This window comes from Streptomyces acidiscabies, from assembly GCF_020010905.1.
Classification (GTDB): domain Bacteria; phylum Actinomycetota; class Actinomycetes; order Streptomycetales; family Streptomycetaceae; genus Streptomyces; species Streptomyces acidiscabies.
The window spans coordinates 1,392,609-1,411,686 of record NZ_JAGJBY010000001.1; the positions used below are offsets into that span (position 1 = coordinate 1,392,609).

A 19,078-nucleotide genomic window follows, 5' to 3' on the forward strand; every position below is an offset into this window, starting at 1 on the left:
TCCGGAGCTACCCCCCAACCTCCGGGAGCTGACCCCAACCTCCGGGAGCTGACCCCTACCTCCCCGAAGCTACCGCCCTACCTCCCCGGAGCCACCCTCCCGAGGCGGCAGCTTAGGGCGGGACCGGTCCGGTACCCCCCGATGATCCGGCGGACTCGCCACCGTCCCCCGCTCCAGCAGTTCCAGCGCCAGCCCCACCGCGTCGTCCAACTGCGCGTGCCGTCCCTCGGCCCAGTCCAGCGGTGTGCGCAGTGCCTCCATGTCGGGGTCGACGCCCCGGTTCTCCACCGACCAGCCGTACGCGTCGAACCAGGCCGCGTTCATCGGCACGGTGATGACCGTGCCGTCGCCCAGCTCGTGCCGCCCGGTCATCCCCACCACTCCGCCCCACGTCCGCTGCCCCACCACCGGCCCGATCTTGAGCAGCTTGAACGCGGCGGTGATCATGTCGCCGTCGGAGGAGGTCGCCTCGTCGGCGAGGGCAACCACCGGTCCCCGAGGGGCGTTTGACGCGTACGACACCGGCTGGGCGTTGCGCGTGAGGTCCCACCCGAGGATCGTGCGGGACAGCTTCTCGACGACCAACTCGCTGATGTGGCCACCCGCGTTGCCCCGGACGTCGACGATGAGCGCCGGCCGCGACACCTCCATCCGCAGGTCCCGGTTGAACTGCGCCCACCCCGACCCGCCCATGTCCGGGATGTGCAGGTACCCGCACCGCCCCCCGCTCAACTCCCGTACGACGTCACGCCGTTTGGCCACCCAGTCCTGGTAGCGCAAGGGCCGCTCGTCGACCAACGGCACGACAGCCACCCGGCGCGGAGGCCGCTCGCCCTCCACGAACGTCAGCTCCACCGTCGTACCGCCCGCCCCCGCGAGCAGCGGAAAGGGGCCGGTCACCGGGTCGACTACCCGGCCGTCCACGTGAGTCAGCACCGCCCCCTCCCGAATTCCCGTACCGGCGAGGGGAGAACGCGCCTTGGAGTCGGACGAGTCGCCGGGCAGGATGCGGGACAACACCCAACTGCTGTCCCTGCGCACGAAGTTGGCGCCCAGGAGGCCCTGGAGCCGCTGATAGTGCGGTGGCCCCTCGTTGCGGCGCGCGGAGGCGACGTACGCATGCGAGGTTCCCAACTCGCCGACGACCTCGCGCAGGAGGTCCGCGAACTCGTCGGGGGAGGCGACGCGTTGGACCAGGGGACGGTACTGGTCCAGCACCGAGTTCCAGTCGATGCCGCACATGCCGGGGTCCCAGAAGTAGGAGCGGATCAGCCGGCCGGCCTCCTCGTACGACTGCTGCCACTCCGCGCCGGGGTCGACCTCGTGGAGGATGCGGCGGAGGTCGATCCAGACAGTTGTGTCGCTGTCGCCCAACTCCGTTGAGGGGACGGCCCGTAGCTCGCCCTCGTCGACGACGACCAGGCGGGTGCCGTCGCCGCTGAGCGCGAACCAGTCGAGGTGGTCGACGAGTTCGGACTTCTTCGCCTTGGTGATGGTGAAGTGTTCGAGGGTCGGGCGCTCGCTGGTGTCGTCCGGGTTCGCGAAGGTCTCGCCCAGCGCGCCGGAGATCGGCCACCGCAACCACACCACCCCGCCCCCGGCGACCGGGTACAGCGCGGAGTACTTCGAGGCGGGTACGGGGAACGGCGTGACCCTGCTCTCCAGCCCCTCCACCTCGACGGTCACCGCGCCGCCGTCCTCGGTCTCCACGGGGTCGAGCCCGCCCGCCGCCGGACGGCCGTCCGGGCTCAGGGCGAACGGGGAGGGGGTCGCCGAGGAGAGGGGGACCAGGTAGGGGCGGCAGCCCAGGGGGAAGGAGAGGTCGCCGGTGTGGACGTCGTAGACCGGGTCGAAGCCGCGCCAGGACAGGAACGCGAGGTAGCGGCCGTCGCGGGTGAAGACCGGATTCTCGTCGGCGAAGCGGCCGTTGGTGACGTCCACGATCAGGCGGTCCTTCATCCGGGCCAGCTTGATCTGCCGCAGCGAGCGTCCGATCCCGGGGTGCGACCAGGCGAGCCAGGCCCCGTCCGGGGAGAACGCGAGGTCCCGCACGGGACCGTTCACGGACCGGATCAGCTCGACGAGCCCGCCGTCCCCACCCTCAGAGCTACCCCCGGAGTCGTCCCCGGCTACTACCTCAGAGGTACCCAGCAGCAGCACCCTCCCGTCGTGCGAAGCGATAGCCAGCCGCTTCCCCTCCGGATCGGACACCATCTCCAGCACCCGCCCCACTTCCCCGGACGCCAGCCTCCGAGGGGGACGTTCCCCACTGGCTCTGGGGAGGTACGCGATCTCGACCGCGTCCTCCCCCTCCGCATCGGTGACGTACGCGATCCGGCCCCCGGAACCCAGCATCTCCGGGAGCCGTACCCGTACCCCTGGGGTATCGGCGATCGTCCGCGCGGGCCCGTCCCGGTGGGTCAGCCAGTAGAGACTGCCGCGTACGACTACGGCGCTGGCCCGCCCGGTCTCGTCCACCGAGACGCCGTCCACGTGCTGCGCGGCGGGGATCTGATACGGCCGTCGCCCCGCGCGAGGACCTTCGAGCCGTACGTCGAGGCGGCGTGGCCGCGAGCCGGCGTCCAGGTCCTCGACGAGCCACAGGTCACCCGCGCACTGGTAGACCACCCGGGTGCCGTCGGTCGAGGCGTTGCGGGCGTAGAACGCGTCGTGGTCGGTGTGCCGGCGCAGGTCGGAGCCGTCGTACGCGCAGGAGTAGAGGTTGCCGACGCCCTCGTGGTCGGAGAGGAACGCGATGCGCCCGGCGACGAAGAGGGGGGTGGAGAGGTGGCCCTCCACCTCGGGGAGGAGACGCCGGCCATGGAGCCAGAGGCGGCCCGTCGCACCGCCCCGGTACCGCTTCCAGGCGGCCGGCTCGTGCGGCGGCGTACCGGTGAGCAGGAGGGTTTTGCGTTCCCCGTCGAGGTCGGCGACCTGGAGGTCGCTCACCGGCCCCCAGGGGAGGGGGCCGCCGGGGTCACCACTGAGAGGTACGTCGTAGGCCCACGTGAAGTAGGAGAAGGGCTGGTTGTGGGAGGCGACGGCGAGGATGTGGCCCTCGGGGGTCCAGCCGCAGACGCGGGTGTCGGCGCTGCCCCAGTAGGTGAGCTGCCTGGTCCTTCCGCCGTACACGGGTACTACGTGGATCTCGGGGACGAGGCTGCGCCAGGTCGTGCAGGCGATGACCGAGCCGTCCGGGGAGAAGCGGGGCTGGCCGGTCTTCGTACGGTCGACGGTCAGGCGCCAGGCGCGGCCGGGCCCGTCGAGGGGGGCCAGCCAGAGGTCGTCCTCGGCAACGAAGCACAGCAGGTCACCGCTGAGGTGCGGAAGGCGCAGGTAGCTCACGGTTTCTATGCTTTTCCGGCACCGGAGAGCCAGCAACTCAGACGCCGGGGAGTGAAGGACTCGGGCGATCACTTACACGTTTCACACACACGTGACCCAGACCACGTACGAAACCGTTTCGTTTCGCTTGCTGTTCGGGGTATCTTCATGGAGGTAGGAAGAAACGCGGAGAGCACGGAGGGGCGTCATGGCTGAGGTCGCAACGGCGCGTCGCAGTCGGATCACTCCCGAACGCGAGGCGGAGCTGTACGACGCCGTCCTCGACCTGCTCCGCGAGGTCGGCTACGACGCTCTCACCATGGACGCCATCGCCGCCCGCACCCGCTCCAGCAAGGCCACGCTCTACCGCCAGTGGGGCGGCAAGGCCGAACTCGTCGTCAAGGCCATCCGGTACAGCAAGCCGGCCCCTCCGGACGACGTCGACACCGGCAGTCTGCGGGGTGACCTGCACGCGGTGATCCTGCTGGAGGACGACTGCGTCCACGCGCAGAACTCGGCGCTGATGCGCGGCATCGCGATGGCGATGCACAACAACGAGGACCTGCGCACGGCGTTCAAGGCGCAGCTGATCGACCCCGAACTCTCCGATTTCAAAAGGGTGATCCAGCGGGCCGTCGACCGGGGCGAGGTCCAAGCCGACTGCCCCGCACTGGAGTTCATGGTGCACATGATGGTCGGCGGATTCGCCACCCGGATGCTGCTCGACGACCAGCCGCCCACCCAGGCCTTCCTCATCTCGTACCTGGACGCCGTGGTGCTCCCCGCACTCGGCATCGATCCCAGAGCCTGACTGAATCCCAACTCCAGGGTCCTGCCTCGGAGTTGACCTTCCCCGCAGTACGCCCACACCCCAACTGACGTCACCGCTCACGTCGTCGGGCCGATCGACGCCGCCCTCGCGCATCCCACCGCGCGCTCCCCGCCCTGCGGTCGATCACCCCTGCCCATGAAAACCCCACGACTGACCGGGAGTACGCCTCCGTGGCCACGTTCCTCTACAAGCTGGGCCGGCTCGCCTTCCGGCGACGGCATTTCGTCGCCCTGCTCTGGATAGCCCTGCTGACGCTCGCGGGCGTCGGCGCCGCCAGTGCCCCCGCTGCGGGCACGACCTCCTTCTCGATCCCCGGCACCGAGGCCCAGAAAGCCTTCGACCTGCTGGAACAGCGCTTCCCCGGGATGAGCGCCGACGGCGCCACCGCCCATGTCGTCTTCAAGGCGCCCGCCGGGCAGACGATGAACGACGCCGCGAACAAGGCGACCGTCGAGGAGGCCGTCGCCGAGCTGAAGTCCGGCTCCGAGGTCGTCTCCGTCGCCGACCCGTACACCGGCAAGGCCGTCAGCAAGGACGGTACGGTCGCCTACGCGTCGGTCAAGTACAAGGTCTCCGGCATGGAGTTGAAGGACTCCTCGCGCGACGCCCTCGAAGAGGCCGGCGACCATGCCAGGAGCGCGGGCCTGACCGTCGAGATCGGCGGCGACGCCCTCCAGGCCACCCCGCACACCGGCGCCACCGAGATCATCGGCATCGGCATCGCGGCCGTCGTCCTCGTCATCACCTTCGGCTCGCTGATCGCCGCCGGGCTCCCGCTGCTCACCGCGATCATCGGCGTCGGCATCGGCGTCGCCTCAATCACCGCCCTGGCCAGCGCACTTGACCTCGGCTCGACGACGTCCACCCTCGCGCTGATGATCGGCCTCGCGGTCGGCATCGACTACGCGTTGTTCATCGTCTCCCGCTACCGCGCCGAACTCGCCGAGGGACGCGACCGCGAGGAGGCCGCCGGACGCGCGACCGGTACGGCGGGGTCGGCGGTCGTCTTCGCCGGACTCACCGTCGTCATCGCGCTCGCGGGCCTCGCCGTCGTCAACATCCCGATGCTGACGAAGATGGGCATCGCCGCCGCCGGCACGGTCGCCATCGCCGTACTCATCGCGCTGACCATGATCCCCGCGCTCCTCGGGTACGCCGGGAAGCGGATTCTGCCGGCCGGGGCGAAGAGCCGGATGCTCGGCGGCAACAAGCCGGAGAAGGCCGGCAAGCCCAACATGGGTACGCGGTGGGCGCAGTTCGTCGTCCGGCGGCCGATTGCCGTACTGGTACTGGGAGTTGTCGGCCTCGGGGCCGTCGCCGTCCCGGCCGCCTCGCTCGAACTCGGGCTGCCCGACGACGGATCGCAGCCGACGTCCACCACGCAGCGCCGCGCCTACGACACGCTCTCCGACGGGTTCGGGCCCGGGTTCAACGGGCCGCTGATGATCGTCGTCGACGCGAAGGGCAGCAAGGACGCCGACGCCGCGTTCCGCCAAGTCGGCGACGAGATCAAGAAGTTGAAGGACGTCACGACCGTCACGCCGGCCGCGCCCAACAAGGCCGGTGACACCGCGACGATCACCGTCATTCCGGGCTCCAAGCCGTCGTCCGTGAAGACCGAGGACCTTGTTCACGCGATTCGCGACAAGGGGACGGAGATCAAGGCCGACACCGACGCGACCGTGCTGGTGACCGGGGTGACGGCGATGAACATCGACGTCTCGCAGAAGCTGAACGACGCGCTGATCCCGTACCTGGTGCTCGTCGTCGGGCTCGCGTTCCTCCTCCTGATCGTCGTCTTCCGCTCCATCCTCGTGCCCCTCAAGGCCGCCCTCGGGTTCCTCCTCTCCGTCATGGCAGCGCTCGGCGCGGTCGTCGCCGTCTTCCAATGGGGTTGGCTGGCAGGGCTGTTGGGCGTCGAGGAGACCGGGCCCGTCATGTCGATGATGCCGATCTTCATGGTCGGCGTGGTCTTCGGACTCGCCATGGACTACGAGGTGTTCCTCGTGACCCGGATGCGTGAGGCGTACGTCCACGGGGAGGCGCCCTCGCAAGCGGTGGTAACCGGTTTCAAGCACGGGGCGCGTGTCGTCTCCGCCGCCGCCGTCATCATGATGGCCGTCTTCGCCGGGTTCATCGGGTCCTCCGAGTCGATGATCAAGATGATCGGGTTCGGGCTCGCCATCGCCGTCTTCTTCGATGCGTTCGTGGTCCGTATGGCGATCGTGCCGGCCGTCCTCGCGCTGCTCGGCAAGCGGGCCTGGTGGCTGCCGAAGTGGCTCGACCGCGCGCTTCCCAACGTCGATGTCGAGGGCGAGGGGCTGCGCACCGACGCGGACCGCGCCGCGAAGGACAAGGAACTGGTGCGCGCGTAACCGGTTCCGCGACAAGCCGCCGGTGAGGGTCCGTGGGGACGGGGAGCCCTCACCGGCACCAAATCGCCCGCGTCGCTGCGATCATCTGTCCATGCGGTTACAGATGATCACGGTCGGCGCGGGCGAAGTCGTACTCAACGACCGGCGTACGGCGCGGAGTTGGACGGTCAAGGTGGATTCCTACGCGTTGTCGGCGTGTCCGGTGACGCAGGCGGACTATGCGGAGGTGACCGGCGAGGCGCTTGTCGATCCCGACCTCCCTGTGGTGGACGTCTCCTGGCTCGACGCCGTTCGGTACTGCAACACCCTTTCCCTGGCGGAGGGTTCACGCCCGGCGTACCGCTTCCGCGAGGACGGCGACGTGGAACTCCTCGCGGCGTCCACCGGGTACCGCCTTCCCACGGAGGCGGAGTGGGAGTTCGCGTGCCGGGCAGGTACGGCGGGTCCTCGCTACGGCGTCCTCGACGACATCGCCTGGCATCGTGGCAACTCCGGTGAGCGGATACGAGAAGTGGGGACCCGGGCGCCCAACTCCTGGGGGTTCCATGACCTGTTGGGGAACGTGTGGGAGTGGTGCTGGGATCTCTACGACCCCGAGGTCTACGGGACGTATCGGGTGCTGCGGGGCGGGGGGTGGTTCGACAAACACTGGAGCTGCCGGGCGTCGGCGCGGCGGCGGAGCCATCCGACGTATGCGGTGGACGATGTGGGGTTCCGGGTGGCTCGGTCGGTCTGAGTACGAGCGCTCATGTGTACGGGGTTGAAGGCGCCGAAGATCGACAGTGCCGCGAATTTGGGTCCTACCCGCAGGAGTTGCTGTGCAGCCGGAGACGTACGCGAGGCTTTACGGGCCCTGGCGTCCATCCCGCCCTGAGCCGGGGTACTCCGGCATGGCTCTGGCGGCGTTCGCGGTGTGGATGCCCACTCTGGTCTCGGTGGCCTGGATGACCCTTGTGGTGGGGCTGGGGGTGCTGATGGGAGTGGTGGACGGTCTTTCGTACGTGGCGTACTTCGCCGCCGGCGTCGCGGTCCTGGCGGGCCTCGCCCTCATCCCGCCGCTCCGTCGACTCGCCCTCCCCGTGCGGATGTTGGTGTTGGGGCTGCTTGCTCTTCCCGTGCCGGTCGGGGTGGTGATGTGGACGGCGGTGATGCTCGGCTGAGAGCGTCGAGGGTGGTCCGGGGTCTGCGGAGTCGGGGCGCTGTCCGGGTTTTGTCCCGTCGGGGCCCGGCTGTTGACGGGTTCGCGCGGGTAGGGGTGGGCCTCGGAGGCTGACATGAGCGACCAGAGTTACGAGTGCAACGAGGATTTCGACGAGGCCGGTTGGTTCGTCGAGGTGGGTGACGAGGTTGAACCCATGGTGCAGGCAGTGGGGTTGCTGCTGAAGTTCTGCCGGGAGAGCGCGGGGATGAGTGTCGTCGAGTTCGCGGGCGTCATGAGGTACGGCGAGGACATGATCCGCAAGCTGGAGGGCGGGCGGCGGATTCCCCGGCCCGGCTTTCTGGACAAGGCCGACACCGAACTCGGCGCGCAGGGACATCTGCGGGTCTTCATGGAGCCCATGAGGAGAGCGCGGTACCGGAAGGGGGCCAGGGGGCGGCTGAAGGAGGTGGAAGGGCGGGCGGTCGAGTTCCTCATCTACTGCACCCACAACATCCACGGGTTGTTGCAGACCCCGGAGTACGTCCGGACGCTGTTCGAGATGCGCAAGCCACCCCTGAGCGACAGCGTGATCGACCATGAGGTCGCCTACCGTCTGGACCGCCAGGAGGTCTTCCGCAAAGACCCCGCGCCGACGTTCAGCATCATCCAGGAACAGGTGACGCTGGAACGCCCTTATGGAGGGCGAGAAGTGATGAAGCGTCAGCTCAAACACATTCTTCACCTGTCCGAACAGCGCAACGTGTCCTTCCAGGTGATGCCGACCGACGTCGAGGAACACGCCGGCACCTCGGGACTCCTCCAGGTGATGAAGTTCGCCGACGGAACCGCAACTGGCCGTTCCGAAAGCCTCTTCAACGGGCGTCCAGTCTCAAAGCCCCAAGAAATCAGCCTCCTTGAGCTGCGCTTCGGGATCCTCCGGTCACAGGCCCACAACGCACGTGACTCACGGGCCTTTGTCGAACGGCAGTTGGGGAAACTGTGAGTACCGCCGGAAGTGGCCCGCCGTCGACGGGCCGAACGGTTCGAACCCGGACGGTGGGCCCGGCAGATCACGCTGGTCCTGCCACCGTCGGCTCAATCCCTTCGCCTGTGCCCTACACCGACCGCTACCGTGCGGTTCATGACGACGACAGACGCGCATCCCCTGTTCGCCCAGGCCCTTCAAGAGATGGGGCTCGACGAGGTGTTGGGGCAGGTGCGGACGTATCCGGACGGGGCGCGGACGGCTGTTGAGGCTGCGGACGCCGTGGGGTGTGAGCTGGGGCAGATCTGTAAGTCGTTGATCTTCGCTGCCGATGGTGTGCCGGTGCTCGTGTTGGTGGACGGGGCTTCCAGGGTCGATGTCGCCGCCGTGAGTGGGGTGTTGGGCGTTAAGAAAGTTACGCGCGCCGATGCCAAGGTCGTGCGTGATGTCACCGGGTACGCCATCGGAGGGGTGCCGCCGTTCGGGCATCGGACCCGTACACGCGTGCTCGCGGATCGTGGGCTGCTCGTGCACGACGAGGTGTGGGCCGCCGCAGGGAATCCCCATGCGGTATTCCCTATGGCGCCCAAGGAGTTGGTGCGGCACGCGCAGGCGACCCTCGTCGATGTGCGGGAGTTGACGCCGTGACGCCTGCCGTCACGGGGGCCGTGCTGCTCGCTGCGGTGACGCACGCCTGCTGGAACGCGCTCGCGCACAAGATCCCCGACAAGCTCGTGGGGCTCGCGCTGATCTCCGGTGGGGGAGCGGTACTCGGGCTGGTCGCGGCGCCGTTCGTGGGGTTTCCGGACGGGGGTGCCTGGCCCTATCTCATCGCCTCTGCCGTCATTCACATCGCCTACTTCGCTCTGCTCATGCGGTCGTTCAGGATCGGCGACTTCGGGCAGGCGTACCCCATCGCGCGGGGCAGCGCGCCGCTGATCGTGACGTTGCTGGCCGCGCTGTTCGCGCACGAGGTGCCGGACGGGTGGGGGGCCGCCGGAATCGCCTTGTCCTGTGCGGGACTTGGCGGGGTCGCCCTGTGGGGGCTTCGGGGGCGGCGGCCCAACTGGGCTGCTATTTGGGCTGCGTTGGGGACCGGGTTCACTATCGCCCTGTACACCGTCGTCGACGGGCTCGGTGTCCGCGCATCGGGCTCCTCGCTCGGGTACATCGCCTGGCTGATGGGCGTACAGGGGCTCGTGCTGCCCGTGTATGCCTGGACGCGCTGGCGCGGCGAGACCCTCGCCCGGCTCAAGCCGTACGCGGGAGTCGGCGCGATCGGCGCCGTACTCTCCTGCGTCGCCTACGGGTTGGTGCTGTGGGCCCAGACGCGGGCCGAACTCGCGCCGATCGCCGCACTGCGGGAGTCGTCGATCATCGTGGGGGCCGCGATCGGGGCGGTGTTCTTCAAGGAGCGGTTCGGGGCGCCGAGGATCGTGGCGGCGGGGGTGCTCGTCGTGGGGATCGGGCTGATGCTGCACGGCAGTTGATGGCGCCCGGTGGCAGGTCACCCGATCGGCAGCGCGTCCTGGTAGCCGTTCGAGGGGCGGTCGATCTTCTGCAACGTCCGCCCGTCCAGGGCGACTTCAGCCGTCGGCGTGCCAAGTGCCCCCGCCGTGTGCCACGTTCCCGTCACCGACACCCACGTGTCCGCCTTGGGCGGCTCCACCCCGTACACCTTCACCTTCACCGACTGCGCGTCCGCCGCACAGCAGCTGAGGATAAGCCGCGTGAGGTACCAGTGGTCCGGCGACGAGGTCGGGGTGACGAAGCCCGTCATGGTGACCGGGCGCCCCGCGATCACCTTCGTACGGTCCTGCTGGACCCGCGACGTGAAGTCCCCCAGCGTGATCGGCAGCGGCGAGGTCGCGGGCAGCGGGTCGAAGCCGTCGTCCGGCGTCACGGCCACCGCTTTCACCGGTTCCCGGGACGCCGTGTACGACCCCAGCTCCGGCGGCGCGTACACCAGCAGGCTCAGCGCCGGGAGGAACAACAGCCAGGCCACCGGCGGGACATGGGCGCCGTGCGAGTCTCGGTGACGGTACGCCGACCACGCCTCCGCGAGCCCGAGCAGCAGCAGGACGACGCCGGAGAGGATCAGCAGCGGACGCATCCCCTCCTTCACGTACCGCATGAACACCTCGGTGAACAGGGCGACTTGGAGAAGCCCCGCGCCGGTCAGCGCCAACAGGGCGGCCTGGAGTACGCGTTTCACAGCAGGGTTTCTCCGATCAGGGCCGCGCACAGTACCGCCACCACCGTCGTCGCCGCCGAGAAGCGCCAGGCGAACGCGCGGCCGAACGTGCCGGCTTGGAGCGCGATGAGCTTCAGGTCGACCATTGGGCCGACGACCATGAACGTGAGCCGCGCGGTGGGGGAGAAGCCGGTCAGGGAGGCCGCGACGAAGGCGTCCGCCTCCGAGCAGACGGCGATGACGATGGCCAGCACCGCGAGGAACACCACCGACAGCCAGGGGGAGCCCGCGAACGTGTCGACCCACGTGCGCGGCACGGCGACGTTGAAGGTGGCCGCCGCCATCGCGCCGATCACCAGGAACCCGCCCGCATGCAGGAAGTCGTGCTGGAAACCTTCCCTGAACTCCGCCCAGCGGCTGCGCCCTTGCTCGTGACCGGTGTGCCGTACGGTCGGCTTCAGCCACTCCGAGCGGCCGAACCGCAGCCACAGCCAGCCCATCACGGTGGCCGCCGCGAGCGAGGCGACCAGGCGGGCGACGACCATCATGGGGGCGCCGGGGAACGCAACCGCCGTCGCCGTCAGGACAATTGGGTTCACCGCCGGAGCCGAGAGCAGGAACGCGAACGCCGCCGCCGGAGCAACTCCCCTGCCGATCAGGCTGTTTGCCACCGGGACCGAGGCGCACTCACAGCCCGGGAGCACAACTCCCGCCATTCCGGCGACCGGTACGGCCAGCGCCGGACGCTTGGGGAGGGCCTTGCGGAACACCGACGCCGGGACGAACGCGTTGATCGCGCCCGACAGAGCCGTACCCAGCAGCAGGAACGGCAGCGCCTGCACGGTCACCGAGAGGGCTACCGTGCGCCACGCCTCCATCGCCGGGGAGTCGCCCCAGCGGCCCAGGACGACGAGGAGGGCGCCGGGGACGATCGCCGCCGCGATCAGGAGGAGGGGTCCGTGGCGCGGCCACGAAGGCGGTTCGGGCGCGGGCAGTTCGTCGACCGCGCGTTCCTCTGTCGTCGTCGGCCCCATGCCCGCCCCTGCCGGTCCTCACATGTCCTCCACATGTTCCGACCAACATACCGGGACCGGCCCAGGGTTCTCACTCACCCCGCGAGCGACTCACGTACCGCTCTTACCAGCGCCTGCGGCCTCGGGTCGGCGGTCACCGTCCTGCGGAAACCGTTGGTGACGTACCCGAACGCGATGCCCGACTCCGGGTCCGCGAACGCCAGCGGGCCGCCCCGGCCGGGGTGGCCGAAGGACGTGGGGGCGAGGAACGGGGACGCCGGGCTGTGCAGCATGTACCCCAGGCCGAAACGGGAGTTGACGACCAGGACGCGGTCCGGGCCCGACGACTCCTGCGCGCGGGCCAGTTCGACCGTCTCCGGGGTGAACAGGCGCGGTACGCCGTCCAGTTCACCGATCAGCGAGGCATAGATCCGGGCCAGGCCGTCCGCCGTCGCGAACCCCGTCGAACCGGGCAACTGCGCCGCGCGGTACGCCGGTTCGTTCTCGTCGGCGTCCGCGATCGCGCCGAACGCCCGTCGGGTGAGGGAGCCGGGGTCCGCGTACGCCTCGGTGATCGCCGGCTTCGGGCGCGACTTCAGCGTGCCCGCCGCCTCCGTCGTCGTCTCCACCATCGCCGTACGGCCCACCCGCCATGCCTGTTCCGGCGGGAGGCCCAGCCAGAAGTCCGCGCGCGCCCGTTGGGTGATCTCCGTCGCGATGAACTCGGCGATCGGGCGGCCCGTGACGCGGCGGACCAGCTCGGCGATCGTCCAGCTGAACGTGTGCGGGTGGTAGCCGTGGGCCGTGCCCGGCGTCCACGCGGGGGACTGCGCCGCCACCGCCGCCGCGCCGAGGTCCTGGTCCGCCGCCTGGGCCGCTGTGAGGGGGTGGTCCAGCGCGGGTACGCCCGCCTGGTGCGAGAGGAGGTGACGGACCAGGGTGTGGTCCTTGCCCGCCGCCTTGTACTCCGGCCAGTACGTGCCCACCGGGGCGTCCAGGTCCAGGGCGCCGCGCTGGTGGAGCAGGAGGACGGCCGCCGCCGCCACGCCCTTCGTCGCCGAGCGGACGATCTGGGCCGTGCCCTCTTGCCAGGGGGTGGAGCCGGTGACGTCCTGGGTGCCGTACCAGAGATGTACGACTCTACGACCGTGGTGGTACACCGCTACCGAGGCGCCCTTGTCGTCCAGCGTCTCGAAGTTCCGCGCGAACGCGGTCCTCACGGGTTCGTAGCCCTCGGCAACTGTGCCGTTCACCGCGGTCCTCTCGGGTTGGCCTCTGACGTCTGGTGCAACGTCTGGGGTCAGCCTGCGATTCCTTGGTTGTGGAAGCGGTTACTTCGTGTTGCCGTGGGGTGTCAGCCCAGGAGAATCGTTACGTCGATGTTCCCGCGCGTCGCGTTCGAGTACGGGCAGACCTGGTGCGCGGCGTCCACCAGCTGGGCCGCGATCTCCGCGTCCAGGATGGGGAGGGAGACGCTGAGGGCGACTGCGAGGCCGTAGCCCTTGGTCCTGTTCGGGCCGATGCCGACCTTCGCGGCGACCGTGGAACCCGTCAGGTCGTAGCCCGCCCTGTTCCCCACGAGGATCAGCGCGTTGTGGAAACACGAGCTGTATCCGGCCGCGAACAGTTGCTCCGGGTTCGTGCCGTTGCCGTCGCCGCCCAGCTCCGGGGGCATCGCCACCCTCAGCTCTATCTGGCCGTCCTGGCTGGTCACGTACCCGTCCCGACCGCCGTGCGCCGTCGCCTCCGCGACGTACATGATCTTTGTCGGGCGCGTGTCTACGGCAGCGGCGCCTTCTGTCATGGCGGGACCTCCCCCGGGTTGGCCAGTTACCTTGTGCACAAGGTACTGGCCGGTAGGTAGGTGGGGCGGAGCGGGGGTGGTAACCGGGGGTAATGCGAGGTGGGGGGTGTGGAGGTGGTGGGGAGGAGTGGTGTCGGATGTCGGGTGTCTGGTTCCGGGGTGGGCGGGGCAGGAAGCGCGTATGAGCATCGACGGTGCGGTTCCCTCGGTTGATCCCTCTCTGCTCGACTTCGCCGTGCGGCTTGCGGCTGAGGCTGGGCGGGTTTCCCGGGAGCGGTTTCTCGGTGGGGGGTGGGGGGTTCGGCTTAAGGGGGACGGGAGTGAGGTCACCGATGTCGATGTCGAGGTCGAGGAGTTGATCCGGGGGGAGTTGGGGCGGCGTACTCCTGAAGACGGGGTGTTCGGGGAGGAGTTGGGGGTCGACCCGGGTGCGTCCGGGCGGCGGTGGGTCATCGATCCCGTCAACGGGACCGCCAACTTCGTGCATCGGGTGCCGTTGTTCTCCAACGACCTTGCTTACGAGGATGAGTTCGGGCCGGCCGTCGGGGTGGTCGGGATGCCGATGAGCGGGGAGATTCTCGCTGCCGGGCGGGGGTTGGGGTGTTGGGTGGTGAGAGGGCCCTCGTACGAGTTGGGGGATGCTCGACGGGTTCGGGTCTCCGCGCGGGGGGAGTTGCGGGGGGCTCGGGTTCAGGCGCACAACTTCGGGGCCTGGGACGGGGAGTTGCTCGCGGCGTTGCATCGGCTCGTGCTGTTGGTGCCGTCCACGGGGTGTATGGCTGCGGTGGCAACTGGGCGTGCGGACGCGGCCGTTATCGCCGGGCCTGCCATGGGGTACGAGGATGTCGCCACCATGCCGGTCATCGTGACGGAGGCTGGTGGGCGGGTCAGTGATCTGCGGGGTGCGGATGTTCTGGCGGGGGATAGGTCTGTGCTGGTGTCCAACGGGGCGCTGCACGATGCGTTGTTGGAGGTGGTGGGGGAGGGGGCGCACAGTCGGGATCTGAGGGAGCTGCTTGGCGGGGGGGGGGGAGCCGGGTTCGCCAAGTCGCGTTCGCTGAGCCGGGTTCGGGAAGCCGCGTTCACGCTAAGCCCCGTCCGCACTGAGGGTTCGCGCCGAGCCGCGTTCACCCTGAACCGCGTTCCCCAACTCGCCCTCCCCGTCCCCCCCTTCACCTCGCCCTCTCCGCAGCCCCCTCCGCCCTCTCCGTCAACCCCCACAACTCCGCCCGCAAACGCTCCACTTCCGCCTCGCCCAACCCCGTCGCCGACAGCAGCGCGCCCGGTACCCGCGCCGCCCGGCCCCGGAGTTCCTCGCCCTGGCCCGTGCAGGACACGAGGACCGAGCGTTCGTCGTGCGCCGAGCGTGTGCGGTGGATCAGGCCGGCGCCCTCCATGCGCTTGAGGAGGGGCGACATGGTGCCGTAGTCCAGATGGAGGGTGGACGACAGGTGCTTGACCGTCGTCTCGCCCTGCTCCCAGAGGGTGAGGAGGACGAGGTACTGGGTGTACGTGAGCCCCAACTCCTCCAGGAGGGGCCGGTACGCGGCCGTCACGGCACGCTGGGCGGCGTACAAGGCGAAACAGAGCTGGTCGTCGAGCCGCAGGGAACCTTGGGGCGCCGTGTCCTGGCCGGCCTTGCCGCTTCCGGCACCTGGGCCCCCGGCCCCTTGAACCGCCCCGCTGCTCTCCGCGTCCCGACTCACCCCGGCGCTCCCCGACCCCCGCACTTCCTCGCCGCTCACGGCCTCCTGAGCCGGCCCGCTCGTCACCACCGCACCCTGGACTTCTTCGCCATGTCCCGAACCCCACGCCGCTTGACCGCCCGTCCGGCCTCGGGCTCGCCCTCCACTCACCGAGTCCTGAACCTTCTCGCCGCGCGCCGTGCCCTGGGCCGACTCGCCGTTACCCGCCGTCCCGTGGGCCTTCTCACCGCTCACCGGACCCCGCACCGTCGCTCCGCTCACCCGGCCCCGGGCCTTCTCGCCGGTCCCTGCTGCCTCGTCGCCGTGTGCCTCCACGTCGGCTGCCGGGCCTTCCACCCGCTCACCATCCGCCGCCTCGCCACGCGCCCCGGCGCTGCTCACCCGACCCTGAGGCCGTCCGCCAGTCATCCGCCCCCGGGACCGTCCGCCACTCACGGCACCTGGGATCTCCTCATCACCGACCCGGCCCTCCACCCGCTCACCATCCGCCGCCCCCCGCACCCCGGTGCCGCTCAGCCGCTCCCGGCCCCCCTCGCCGGTCACCGCCGTCTCCTCGCCGCCCACCGACCCGCTCACAGACCCCCGCACCCCCGCACCACCCACCGCCGCCCCCTCGCCCCCGGCCCAGCTCTCCTCGTTCGTCACGCCCCCATTGTCGCGGAGCGTGGATCGAAGCCGAACGGCAGCTCCAGTCGGTGCGCTCGCATCAGGTCCGCGTTCGAGAGGAGCTCCGGTGTGCGGTCGTCCGCCGCGATCACCCCCTCGCTGAGGATCAGAGCGCGGGGGCACAGCTCAAGGGCGTAGGGGAGGTCGTGCGTGACCATCAGTACCGTCACGTCCAGCGACCGCAGGATGTCCGCCAGTTCACGCCGCGACGCCGGGTCTAGGTTCGAGGACGGCTCGTCCAGGACCAGGATCTCCGGGGACATCGCCAGAACCGTCGCCACCGCGACCCTGCGGCGCTGGCCGAACGACAGGTGGTGCGGCGGGCGTTCCTTGAAGGCCGCCATGCCGACCTGCTCCAGCGCCTCGTCCACCACCTTCTCCAGCTCCGCGCCCTTGAGGCCCGACGCCGCCGGGCCGAACGCGACGTCCTCGCGGACCGTCGGCATGAAGAGCTGGTCGTCGGGGTCCTGGAAGACGATGCCGACCTTCCGGCGGATCTCGGCCATGTGCCGTTTCCCGACGGGGAGTCCGGCGACCGTCACCGTCCCCGCACCCCCGGTGAGGATGCCGTTCAGATGCAGGACGAGCGTCGTCTTGCCCGCCCCGTTCGGGCCCAGCAGCGCGACCCGTTCGCCCCGCGCGATGCTGAAGTCGACGCCGAACAGGGCCTGATGGCCGTCCGGGTAGGCGAACGCGAGGCCGGAGACTTCGAGAGATGCGGTCACAGGGTCCATCCCAGCAGACATACGGCGAGTGCCGCGACCGGCAGGGTCAACGCGTACGACCATTGCGCGCGCGACGCGTCGATCTCGTCGATGACCGGCATCGACCCGGCGTACCCCCGGCTGATCATCGCGAGGTGCACCCGCTCGCCCCGCTCGTAGGACCGGATGAACAACGCCCCCGCCGACTTCGCGAGCACCCCCCACTGCCGGACCCCCCGCGCCTCGAACCCCCGCGACTCCCGCGCGATCCGCATCCGCCGCATCTCGTCGGTGATGAGATCCCCGTACCGGATCATGAACGAGGCGATCTGTACGAGGAGTTGGGGCAGCCGGAGCCGCTGCAAGCCGAGGAGCAGCTCGCGCAACTCGGTGGTGGCCGCGAGCAGTACGGACGCGGCGACCCCCAACGTCCCCTTGGCGAGGACGTTCCAGGCGCCCCAGAGCCCGTTGACGCTGAGCGACATGCCGAGGACGTCGACGCGCTCACCCTCCGCCACGAACGGCATCAGCACCGCGAACGCGACGAACGGCACCTCGATCAGCAGCCTCCGCAGCAGGAACCCGGCGGACACGCGCGCGCAGTACGCGACGACCCCCAGCAGCACCCCGTACACCGCGAACGCCCACATCGCCTCGCGCGGCGTCGACACGACGACCACGACGAACGCGAAGACGGCGGCGAGCTTGGTGTGCGGAGGGAGCGTGTGCACCGGCGTGTGCCGCTTCAGGTAGAGCCGGTGGGCATGGCCAGCACCCATGTCACGAACTCCCCGTACTCGAAACAGAGTTCACGCCCTCGGTACGCCGTCTGCGCACCGCCCAGAACACCCCGCTCCCGGCGACGACGGTCACCGTCACGCCGATCACCCCCGCGAGCCCGCCCGAAATCCGCGCGTTCTCCACGTCCTTGACCCCGTAGTCCGCCAACGGCGAGTCCGCGGCGGCATGTTCCTCGACCTGGGCGTCAAGTCCCTTGTCGGCGGCGACCTTTTCGAGGCCGTCGGGGTTCGCGGAGGCGTAGAAGCTCACAACTCCCGCCAGCAGCAAGGAGGCCGCCAGTCCGCCGAGCCACAGCTTCTTCCGGGACACGGCCCCGACCGGCGACGGCGACGGAGCGACCGCGTCCACCAGCTCCCCGCCCACCCGCAGCTTCAACGGCGCCTGGAGCCCCCGCGCCCCGTACACCAGATCCGGCCGCACGGCGACGACCGAGCCGACCGTCAGCGCCGTGATCGCCGCCTCCCCGATCCCGATCAGCACATGCACGCCGATCATCGCGCCCGCGACCTTGCCGATCGAGACGTCGGTGGTCCCGCCGATCGCGTACAGCAGCGTGAACGCGGCGGCAGCGGCCGGTACGGACAGGAGCGCGGCGACGAAGGAGGCCACGGTGACGGTCCGGCGACTCCGGGGCAGCACCTTCACCAGGCCCCGGAAGACGGCGTACGCGACGACCGTCGTCACGACCGCCATGTCCGTGATGTTGACGCCGAGCGCGGTGAGGCCGCCGTCCGCGAAGAGGATGCCCTGCATCAGAAGGACTACGGAGACGCATAGCACCCCGGTATAGGGGCCGACGAGTATCGCCGCGAGCGCGCCTCCCAGGAGGTGGCCGCTCGTCCCCGCCGCGACCGGGAAGTTCAGCATCTGCACCGCGAAGATGAACGCCGCGACCAGCCCCGCGAGGGGGGCCGTCCGTTCGTCCAGTTCCCGGCGTGCGCCGCGCAGGGACACGGCGACCGCGCCTGCCGCGACGGCGCCGGTCACGGCGGAGGTCGGGGCGTCGATGAATCCGTCAGGTACATGCACCGTCCGATGATGTGGCCTGTTGCGAACCTCTTGCAAGAGCGGTCGGTGGGCAAAGTTTCAATACCGCTAATGGGAAAATATGCGACATTGGTAAGTGAAGCGGTCGCCCAGCTTCCGCGCAGGTCACGCACCGTAAGGGGCCGTCCGATGTCGGTAGTCGAACAGCATGCACGCGCTCATATCGTCACCGACGAGGACCTGGTCGAAGAAGAGCGCGAGGCCGTACCCGTGGTCCTCAGGTACGACCCCGACGACGACCCCCGCGCCGTACGCGTCGACCTTCCCGGCGCCCACCGGATGACCGTCTCCCGCACCCTCCTGGAACAGGGCCTGCGCGCCCCGGCCGGTACCGGAGAGGTACGGGTATGGCCCTGCGGCCGGGTCCAGGCGGTGGTGGAGTTCCACTCCGCGCAGGGGGTGGCGGTCGTGCAGTTCGAGTCGAAGACGCTGGCGAGGTTCCTGCGGAAGACGTACGCCTGAGGAGCTACCCCGCAAGACGTACCC

Annotated in this window: 17 protein-coding genes and 1 pseudogene; 9 read left to right on the plus strand and 9 right to left on the minus strand. The window is 69.7% G+C overall.

Translation table 11 applies throughout. The features are described 5' to 3' along the window. Window positions 1-69 precede the first annotated feature (69 nt). Window positions 70-3,345 (minus strand): S41 family peptidase, encoded by a 3,276-nt coding sequence (locus J8M50_RS06690; protein WP_010354962.1) that lies wholly within the window; start codon window positions 3,343-3,345, stop codon window positions 70-72. A 187-nt stretch (window positions 3,346-3,532) separates the two neighbouring features. Between J8M50_RS06690 and J8M50_RS06695 the strand changes: the two genes are divergently transcribed. The 7 genes from J8M50_RS06695 to J8M50_RS06725 all read left to right on the plus strand — a co-directional run bounded on the left by J8M50_RS06695 (window position 3,533) and on the right by J8M50_RS06725 (window position 10,147). Beyond that, entirely contained in the window at window positions 3,533-4,135 is a 603-nt protein-coding gene (locus J8M50_RS06695; protein ID WP_010354960.1) for a TetR/AcrR family transcriptional regulator, read from the plus strand. Between the two features lie 191 nt (window positions 4,136-4,326). Next, a complete protein-coding gene (locus J8M50_RS06700) occupies window positions 4,327-6,531 on the plus strand; it encodes an MMPL family transporter (RefSeq protein ID WP_010354959.1) in 2,205 nt (734 codons plus the stop codon). A gap of 91 nt (window positions 6,532-6,622) precedes the next feature. After that, complete coding sequence (locus J8M50_RS06705; protein WP_040836876.1) at window positions 6,623-7,267, plus strand: formylglycine-generating enzyme family protein; 645 nt, start codon at window positions 6,623-6,625, stop codon at window positions 7,265-7,267. A gap of 154 nt (window positions 7,268-7,421) precedes the next feature. After that, entirely contained in the window at window positions 7,422-7,691 is a 270-nt protein-coding gene (locus J8M50_RS06710; protein ID WP_141655593.1) for a hypothetical protein, read from the plus strand. A 114-nt stretch (window positions 7,692-7,805) separates the two neighbouring features. Next, the gene (locus tag J8M50_RS06715; protein WP_010354956.1) at window positions 7,806-8,675 is read left to right on the plus strand and encodes a helix-turn-helix domain-containing protein; all 870 of its coding nucleotides are present in this window, start codon (window positions 7,806-7,808) and stop codon (window positions 8,673-8,675) included. Window positions 8,676-8,813: 138 nt separating this feature from the next. After that, window positions 8,814-9,305, plus strand: a complete 492-nt coding sequence (locus J8M50_RS06720; RefSeq protein WP_029184028.1) for a YbaK/EbsC family protein — start codon at window positions 8,814-8,816, stop codon at window positions 9,303-9,305. After that, window positions 9,302-10,147 carry an EamA family transporter gene (locus J8M50_RS06725; RefSeq protein WP_010354954.1) on the plus strand — a complete coding sequence of 282 codons (846 nt, stop codon included), beginning with the start codon at window positions 9,302-9,304 and terminating at the stop codon, window positions 10,145-10,147. The genes J8M50_RS06720 and J8M50_RS06725 overlap by 4 nt, the downstream gene beginning before the upstream one ends. Before the next feature lie 17 nt (window positions 10,148-10,164). On the opposite strand, the gene J8M50_RS06730 is transcribed toward J8M50_RS06725, so the two are convergent. The 4 genes from J8M50_RS06730 to J8M50_RS06745 all read right to left on the minus strand — a co-directional run bounded on the left by J8M50_RS06730 (window position 10,165) and on the right by J8M50_RS06745 (window position 13,668). Then, complete coding sequence (locus J8M50_RS06730) at window positions 10,165-10,872, minus strand: TIGR03943 family putative permease subunit (protein ID WP_010354953.1); 708 nt, start codon at window positions 10,870-10,872, stop codon at window positions 10,165-10,167. Beyond that, window positions 10,869-11,885: a permease gene (locus tag J8M50_RS06735; RefSeq protein WP_010354952.1), complete on the minus strand. Its 1,017-nt coding sequence runs from the start codon at window positions 11,883-11,885 to the stop codon at window positions 10,869-10,871. Before J8M50_RS06735 ends, J8M50_RS06730 begins: the two co-directional genes overlap by 4 nt. Window positions 11,886-11,959: 74 nt before the next feature. Then, complete coding sequence (locus J8M50_RS06740) at window positions 11,960-13,117, minus strand: serine hydrolase domain-containing protein (RefSeq protein WP_010354951.1); 1,158 nt, start codon at window positions 13,115-13,117, stop codon at window positions 11,960-11,962. Between the two features lie 101 nt (window positions 13,118-13,218). Further along, entirely contained in the window at window positions 13,219-13,668 is a 450-nt protein-coding gene (locus J8M50_RS06745; RefSeq protein ID WP_010354950.1) for an organic hydroperoxide resistance protein, read from the minus strand. A gap of 181 nt (window positions 13,669-13,849) precedes the next feature. Here J8M50_RS06745 and J8M50_RS06750 point away from each other — a divergent pair. After that, a pseudogene (locus J8M50_RS06750) lies at window positions 13,850-14,587 on the plus strand (inositol monophosphatase family protein); the annotation flags it as partial. 253 nt (window positions 14,588-14,840) lie between these two features. Here J8M50_RS06750 and J8M50_RS06755 read toward each other — a convergent pair. From J8M50_RS06755 to J8M50_RS06770, 4 genes are all read right to left on the minus strand, one after another. Beyond that, window positions 14,841-15,275 carry a MarR family winged helix-turn-helix transcriptional regulator gene (locus tag J8M50_RS06755; RefSeq protein WP_029184027.1) on the minus strand — a complete coding sequence of 145 codons (435 nt, stop codon included), beginning with the start codon at window positions 15,273-15,275 and terminating at the stop codon, window positions 14,841-14,843. Window positions 15,276-16,015: 740 nt separating this feature from the next. Next, entirely contained in the window at window positions 16,016-16,774 is a 759-nt protein-coding gene (locus J8M50_RS06760; RefSeq protein WP_029184026.1) for an energy-coupling factor ABC transporter ATP-binding protein, read from the minus strand. After that, window positions 16,762-17,523: a cobalt ECF transporter T component CbiQ gene (gene cbiQ / locus J8M50_RS06765; protein WP_010354944.1), complete on the minus strand. Its 762-nt coding sequence runs from the start codon at window positions 17,521-17,523 to the stop codon at window positions 16,762-16,764. Before cbiQ ends, J8M50_RS06760 begins: the two co-directional genes overlap by 13 nt. 1 nt (window position 17,524) lies before the next feature. Further along, entirely contained in the window at window positions 17,525-18,574 is a 1,050-nt protein-coding gene (locus J8M50_RS06770) for an energy-coupling factor ABC transporter permease (protein ID WP_010354943.1), read from the minus strand. Window positions 18,575-18,721: 147 nt separating this feature from the next. On the opposite strand from J8M50_RS06770, the gene J8M50_RS06775 reads away from it, so the two are divergent. Then, window positions 18,722-19,054, plus strand: coding sequence for an SsgA family sporulation/cell division regulator (locus J8M50_RS06775; RefSeq protein WP_010354941.1), 333 nt, complete (start codon window positions 18,722-18,724; stop codon window positions 19,052-19,054). The last annotated feature ends 24 nt before the right edge of the window (window positions 19,055-19,078 follow it).

Bases quoted from the DNA above. Each gene is read 5' to 3' on its own strand.
- J8M50_RS06695 (WP_010354960.1), top strand. From the start codon at position 3,533: ATGGCTGAGGTCGCAACGGCGCGTCGCAGTCGGATCACTCCCGAACGC.
- J8M50_RS06705 (WP_040836876.1), top strand. From the start codon at position 6,623: ATGCGGTTACAGATGATCACGGTCGGCGCGGGCGAAGTCGTACTCAAC.
- J8M50_RS06710 (WP_141655593.1), top strand. From the start codon at position 7,422: ATGGCTCTGGCGGCGTTCGCGGTGTGGATGCCCACTCTGGTCTCGGTG.
- J8M50_RS06715 (WP_010354956.1), top strand. From the start codon at position 7,806: ATGAGCGACCAGAGTTACGAGTGCAACGAGGATTTCGACGAGGCCGGT.
- J8M50_RS06720 (WP_029184028.1), top strand. From the start codon at position 8,814: ATGACGACGACAGACGCGCATCCCCTGTTCGCCCAGGCCCTTCAAGAG.
- J8M50_RS06735 (WP_010354952.1), bottom strand. From the start codon at position 11,885: ATGGGGCCGACGACGACAGAGGAACGCGCGGTCGACGAACTGCCCGCG.
- J8M50_RS06745 (WP_010354950.1), bottom strand. From the start codon at position 13,668: ATGACAGAAGGCGCCGCTGCCGTAGACACGCGCCCGACAAAGATCATG.
- J8M50_RS06760 (WP_029184026.1), bottom strand. From the start codon at position 16,774: ATGGACCCTGTGACCGCATCTCTCGAAGTCTCCGGCCTCGCGTTCGCC.
- cbiQ (WP_010354944.1), bottom strand. From the start codon at position 17,523: ATGGGTGCTGGCCATGCCCACCGGCTCTACCTGAAGCGGCACACGCCG.
- J8M50_RS06775 (WP_010354941.1), top strand. From the start codon at position 18,722: ATGTCGGTAGTCGAACAGCATGCACGCGCTCATATCGTCACCGACGAG.